The 6341-nt window shown below is 70.6% G+C and carries 3 protein-coding genes; all 3 read left to right on the top strand.

Annotation, left to right across the window (positions count from 1 at the left end):
* On the top strand, nucleotides 1–2092 hold a 2092-nt coding region (locus tag E1200_RS30040), incomplete at its 5' end, for a TerB N-terminal domain-containing protein (RefSeq protein ID WP_131955459.1).
* The gene (locus E1200_RS30035) at nucleotides 2089–3444 is read left to right on the top strand and encodes an ATP-binding protein (protein WP_131955457.1); all 1356 of its coding nucleotides are present in this window, start codon (nucleotides 2089–2091) and stop codon (nucleotides 3442–3444) included. The genes E1200_RS30040 and E1200_RS30035, both read left to right, overlap by 4 nt.
* On the top strand, nucleotides 3416–6286 hold the full coding sequence (locus tag E1200_RS30030; protein ID WP_131955455.1) for a DEAD/DEAH box helicase: 2871 nt from the start codon (nucleotides 3416–3418) through the stop codon (nucleotides 6284–6286). Before E1200_RS30035 ends, E1200_RS30030 begins: the two co-directional genes overlap by 29 nt.
* Nucleotides 6287–6341 lie beyond the last annotated feature (55 nt).

The raw sequence follows: 6341 nt of genomic DNA, 5'->3' as shown, positions 1-6341 counted from the left end.
CGCCTCTCCCGGCCCATGCCAGCAGGCAGCACCGGCTGCCCGCTGGCATGGGCCGGGAGAGGCGTGCCGCGTGGCCGAGCGCACCTTGCCGGGCGGCATGCTGTACGTGGGCACGGGCCTGGCCGCGGCGTCCGGCGACGGCATCGAACCGGCGCTGATCGACCCGCGGCTGCCGGTCGACTGGGGCTCGCCCGACTGGGCGGGTAGAGAGCTGGGGTACTGGCCTTCCTACTCGGAGATCTCGCCGGGGTGCCGTGCCGCCTACCTGCGGTGGCTGGAGGCCGGGCGCCGTCACCATGACGTGTCCGTCGGATACGCGTTCCTGTTCCTGTACGGCCTGGAGCGCCGTGTCCTGGTGGATCTCGCGCGAGACGCCCAGGCGCGTGCCGTGGAGGCGCCGCTGATCAGGGACGAGGTCGAGCGGCTGCTCGGGCTGTTCGGCTCCGATGGGTCGTTCCGCGGCTATGCCACCGAGTTCTGCGCCGTGCTGGAAGCCCGCGCCGTGGCGGCAAGCGCCGGGCCGGCCCCCGAAGCCGACCGGGGAAGGCCCTCCCCGAGGCTGCGCATCGGGTTGGGGGAGTTCGCCCGCTCTGGACGGCCGCTTCCGGCGGACTGGGCCCTGGCCTGGGTGATGTCCCATCCGGGCTATGCCCCGCGGACGTCCGCGAAGCGATGCCCCGAGGAGTTCGCGAGGCTCTTCGCGGTGCGCTACGAAGACCGTCATCTCGGCGGATTCCGCCTCAATGCGACGGGGTCGCAGCCGGCCTTCTCGTACCGTCCGGCAAGCGCGGGTTTTCGCGGCGCCGCGCAGGACGTCACACCAGGCATTCCGGACGTGTTCGACCAGGCGCTCCCGCTGCGGCGGCTGGCGTCACTGGCGGACGAGTGCGCCGAGAGCCTGGACGCCTTCAGCCGCCTGATGGGCCGGTCCCCGCGGGCGCGCGGGAGCCTGCCCGCCGCCGCGCTGCTGCCGGAGGAGCTGCTGGACCTCGGCGCGGGCGACGTCGGCGCCTTCGTCGAGTGGGCCCGGTCGCGGCTGGGCCGCTTCCCGATGTCGGCCGTCCCCGCGGCCGACCTGCTCGGCTGGTCAGGCGCGGAGCGGCCGGGGAAGAAGGAGCTCATCGCGCTCGCCGGCATCCTCGGCCGGGCCGGCATCGGCCTGGAGCCCGACCCGCGGTTCGGCGGCCCGGTGCCCGGCGACGGCTCGGTGGTGTTCTTCCACGTCGACGACGTCTCAGAGGCCGCGCCCTCGCACGCCTACCGCGCCGCGACGCTCCTCCTCCATCTGGGCGCGGCCGTCAGCCTCGCAGACGGAGACGTCGCGGTCGAAGAGAAGCAGCTCCTGCTCGGACACCTGGAAGAGGCGCTCCACCTGACGTCCGACGAACGGGCCCGGCTCCGCGCCCACCTGCGCTGGCTGCTGACGACCGAGGTGAAGCTCACCGGGCTGTCCCGGCGCATCGGGGACGTCGACCATGCGCAGCGCGAGCACCTCGCGGACTTCCTCTCCGCAGTCGCCGCCGCGGACGGCCGTATCGACCCGACCGAGGTCAGGACGCTGCGCCGCATCGCCCGGCTCCTCGGGCTCGCCCCGGACGCGATGGACAACCGCCTTCGGGCGGCGGCGGCGACCGCGCCCCCGGCGTCCGCCCCGGTGGTCGTGCGGCCCGGGAAACCCGAGCCGGGCCACGCCATCCCCGCCAAGGCGGAGGTCGCCGCCCCACCGGAAGCCGCCACCCCGGCCATCAAGCTCGACGAGTCGCTCCTCGCCGCGCGGATCGCCGAGGCCGCCGAGGTGTCCGCGCTCCTCGGCTCGGTGTTCGGCGACGCCCCCGCGCCCGCGCCGCCACCGCCCGCCGTGGCACCCGTGGCCGGCCTGGACGGCCCGCACTCCCGGCTGATCAGGGCTCTCAAGGGGCGAACGCAGATGACGAGGGCCGCCTGGGAGGACCTCGCGGCCGTCCACCGGGTGATGCCGGACGGTGCCGTCGACCGCCTCAACGAGGCCGCGTACGAGGAGACCGGCGAGCCCGTGATCGAAGGAGACGACCCGTTGGAGATCAACCCCCACGCGCTGGAGGCGATGCTGTGACCACGACGACCCGGATCCGCCCGCGGGAACGCGACGCCCTGCTGCAGAGCCTGCGGGCGGGTGTCGTCCCGCGCGTGGGGCAGCAGCATGTGCAGGTCGGCCGCGTCGCCGAGGTGCGCGCACTGCTCGCCGACGTCGAGCGGATCGCGGACGGCGGCTCCGCGCTGCGGTTCGTGATCGGCGAGTACGGGGCCGGAAAGACCTTCTTCCTCCACCTGATCCGGTCGATCGCGATGGAGAAACGCCTGGTCACGGCGCACGCGGACCTCAACCCCGATCGGCGCCTGCACGCCACCGGCGGCCAGGCCCGCGGCCTGTACGCGGAGCTGATGCGCAACCTCGCGACCCGCTCCAAGCCCGACGGCGGTGCGCTGCCCGGCGTCGTCGAGCGGTTCGTGTCGACCGCTCTGTCCGAGGCGGAGCAGACGGGAAAGGCGCCGGACCAGGTTATCCGGGCGCGCATGGCCGACCTCGCGGAACTCACCGGCGGGTATGACTTCGCCGAGGTCGTCGGGGCGTATTGGCGCGGCCACGACAGCGGCGACGAGCACCTGAAGTCGGCCGCGGTCCGGTGGCTGCGCGGCGAGTACGCGACCCGGACGGACGCGCGGGCCGCACTGGGCGTCCGCACGATCATCGATGACGGCACGATGTACGACCATCTCAAGCTGATGAGCCGCTTCGTCCGGCTGGCCGGTTTCGACGGCCTCGTGGTCTGCGCCGACGAGATGGTGAACCTGTACAAGCTGGCCTCGACGCGGGCGCGCAACGCCAACTACGAGCAGATTCTGCGCATCCTGAACGACACGCTTCAGGGCAGCACCGAGCATCTCGGTTTCCTGTTCGGCGGCACTCCGGAATTCCTCCGCGACAGCCGGCGAGGGCTGTTCAGCTATCCGGCATTGCAGTCCCGGCTCGCCGACAACACCTTCGCCGCGAGCGGGCTGGTCGACCTGAGCGGCCCCGTTCTGGAACTCCAGGCGCTCACCCAGGAGGACTTCTTCGTCCTGCTGACGAAACTGCGCCACGTCCACGCCTCGGGCGACGAAAGCGCCCACCTTCTGCCCGACGAAGCCCTCATGGCCTTCATGCAGCATTGCTCGGAGAAGGTCGGAGACGCCTACTTCCGGACGCCGCGCACCACCATCAAGGCGTTCTGCGACCTGCTCGCCGTCCTGGAGCAGAACCCCGGCGCGGATTGGCGGAACCTGCTCGGTTCGGTGACTCTCGCGCCCGAACAGAATCCGGACCTGGCACCGCTGGACGACGACGCCCCCGCGTCCGGCGACTCGCCGGACGGCACCCCCGGAACCTCAGCCGCCGATGACGACTTCACCACGTTCCGGCTCTGAGGGCGGCGGCTCGCGCTCCTACGACCTGCTGCACCCCGCGATCCAGCGATGGATATGGCAGAAGCAGTGGAAGGAGCTGCACGACGCCCAGGAAGTCGCGATTCCCGCGATCCTCGCCGGTGAGGAGGACATCCTCATCTCGGCGGCCACGGCGTCCGGGAAGACCGAAGCCGCCTTCCTGCCCATCTGCTCCGCACTGGCGGACTCCCCTTCGGAGGGCGGCTTCGGAGCGGTCTACATCGGCCCGCTCAAAGCCCTGATCAACGACCAGTTCGGCCGGCTGGAAGAGCTGTGCGGGCTGCTGGAGATACCCGTCCACAAATGGCACGGCGATGTGGACGCCGCGCGGAAGGCGCGGCTGGTCCGGCAGGCGAGCGGAATCGTCCTGATCACACCGGAGTCGCTGGAGGCGCTGCTGGCCAACCGCGGCACACGCGTCCCCTCGATGTTCCAGGGCGTCCGGCACATCGTGATCGACGAACTCCACTCCTTCATCGGCACCGCACGAGGCGCCCAGCTCCGTTCGCTGCTGCACCGGCTCGAACTCGCCGTCCGGCGCCGCATTCCGCGCATCGGGCTGTCGGCCACGCTCGGCGACATGCGGACGGCGGCCGAGTTCCTCCGCCCTGCCGGCGGGGAGCGGGTGCGTCTGATCGAGTCGAATTCCGACGGGCAGGAGCTCCGTTTCCACTTCAAGGGCTTCCTGAACGATGTGCCCCGCCGCCGAGGGCGACCTGATGACGAGCAGCCGGAGACCATCGTCGGCCGCGGCGACCTGGCCGTCGCGGACCATTTGTTCTCGGTCCTGCGCGGCTCCGGCAACCTCGTCTTCGCCAATTCCCGGCAGAAGGTCGAACTGTTCACCGACCTGCTGGTGCGGCGCGCAGATCAGGCGGGTGTGCCGAACGAGTTCGTCCCGCACCACGGCAGCCTCGCCAAGGAGATCAGAGAGGACACCGAGGCCCGCCTCAGGGAAAGCCCCCTGCCCGTAACCGCCGTCTGTACCTCCACCTTGGAGATGGGCATCGACATCGGGTCGATCACCTCGGTCGCCCAGATCGGTCCGCCCCCGGGAGTCGCGGCGCTCCGCCAGCGCCTGGGCCGGACGGGACGCAGAGGAGGCCCGGCGACCCTGCGCATGTACGTGACCGAAACCGAGGTCACGCCCGCATCCCCGCCGCACGAGGAGCTGCGCACTCAGCTGGTCCAGATGATCGCGGTCGTCAACCTGCTGCTCACCCGCTGGTGCGAACCCCCGGAGACCGGTGGACTGCACCTGTCCACCCTCGTCCAGCAGGTTCTATCGCTGATCGCCCAACACGGCGGGGTGCTCCCGCAGGACGCCTACAGGGCGCTGTGCTCGCACGGGCCTTTCCGGCACGTCGACCCGCACCTGTTCAAGATGCTCCTCCGCGACCTCGGTGAAGCCGACCTCCTCCGCCAGGAGAAGGACGGCCTGCTCCTGCACGGCGGCGAGGGCGAGCACATCGTCAACCACCACACCTTCTACGCCGCCTTCCACACCCCCGACGAGTACCGCCTGGTCAGCGGTGGACGCACGCTCGGCTCCCTCCCGCTCGCCTACCCGCTCGTCCCCGGCGACCTGATGATCTTCGCCGGACGCCGCTGGCGGATCGTCACCCTCGACCCGGATTCCAAGGTCATCGAACTGACCCCCGCCGGTGGCGGAAAGGCACCCGAGTTCTCGGGCGGCGCCGCCTACGTCCACGACCGGATCAGAACCGAGATGCGGGTCGTCTACGAGAGCGACGAGATGCCGATCTACCTGGACTCCGGCGCCCAGAAGCTGCTCACGGAGGGCCGCAACGCCTACCGCCGCCTCAACCTCGCCCAGACGTCCATCGTCGGCTGGGGCAACGACACATTGCTGATCCCGCTCCGCGGCGACACCATCATGAACACCCTCGCCCTCGCCCTCCACCGGCACGGCATCTCGGTGAACCACCAAGGCGTCGCCCTCGTTCTGGACGGCACCGCCGCCGACCGCGCGACCAGCGTCCTGACCGCTCTGGCGGCCGAACCGCCCCCGGACCCCGAGTCGCTCGCCGCGCTCGTCCCGGACCAGGTCATCGAGAAATACGACGATGTCCTCGGCGAGGAACTCCGCGCAATCGCCTACGCGGCCCGCAAACTCGACGTCCCCGCCACCTGGGCCGCCCTCCCGGACATCGCCGCCGCCGCCGAAACCTGCACCCCCGCCCACCACACGAAACACGCACCACCGTCCCCGCAGCGACACCGGATCGGCGCGCTTCCCTACGCGGTCATCGACGTCGAGACGAACGGCCTGAACGCCCTGAACGACCGGATCATCGAGATCGCCGTCCACCGCCTCAACGGCGACGGCACACCCGACCGCTCGTTCAGCACCGTCCTTTCCAACGACCGCGGTCCAGGCCCCACCCGCATCCACGGCCTCACCGCGGGTGACCTGGCCGGAGCCCCCACGTTCCGCGAGGTGGCCGGCGACATCGCCGAACTCATCGACGGCGCGGTCCTGGTCGCCCACAACGCGATGTTCGACTCCGCAATGCTGCTCAGCGAGTTCGCCCGAGCCGGAGCCGCCCCCGACGACCTCCTGACCCTCTGCACCCTCGACCTGGCCCGCCGGTTCGGCTCGGGAGGCAGTTCCCTGACCCTCACCGACTGCGCAGACACCGAAGGTGTCCCCCTACCTCAAGCTCACTCCGCCCACCACGACGCCCAGGCCACCGCAGCCCTCCTGCGCATCTACCTGGACCGAGCCCACGAGACATCTCAAAAAAAAAAAAAGACGAAGAGTCAGGCAGGGCAGACATGGAGTACTACTTTGAGCACGTAGGACTGGCCAAACCAGATGTCGGTTTCTCACCAGCTGCTGAAGTTCCAATCATCAA

This window comes from Actinomadura sp. GC306 (assembly GCF_004348665.1).
GTDB lineage: Bacteria > Actinomycetota > Actinomycetes > Streptosporangiales > Streptosporangiaceae > Spirillospora.
Note: the sequence above shows the minus strand (reverse complement) of the source record. Positions and strands in the feature narration are given on the sequence as shown.

Coding starts and splice junctions, on each gene's coding strand:
- E1200_RS30030 (WP_131955455.1), top strand. CDS start 3,416: ATGACGACTTCACCACGTTCCGGCTCTGAGGGCGGCGGCTCGCGCTCC.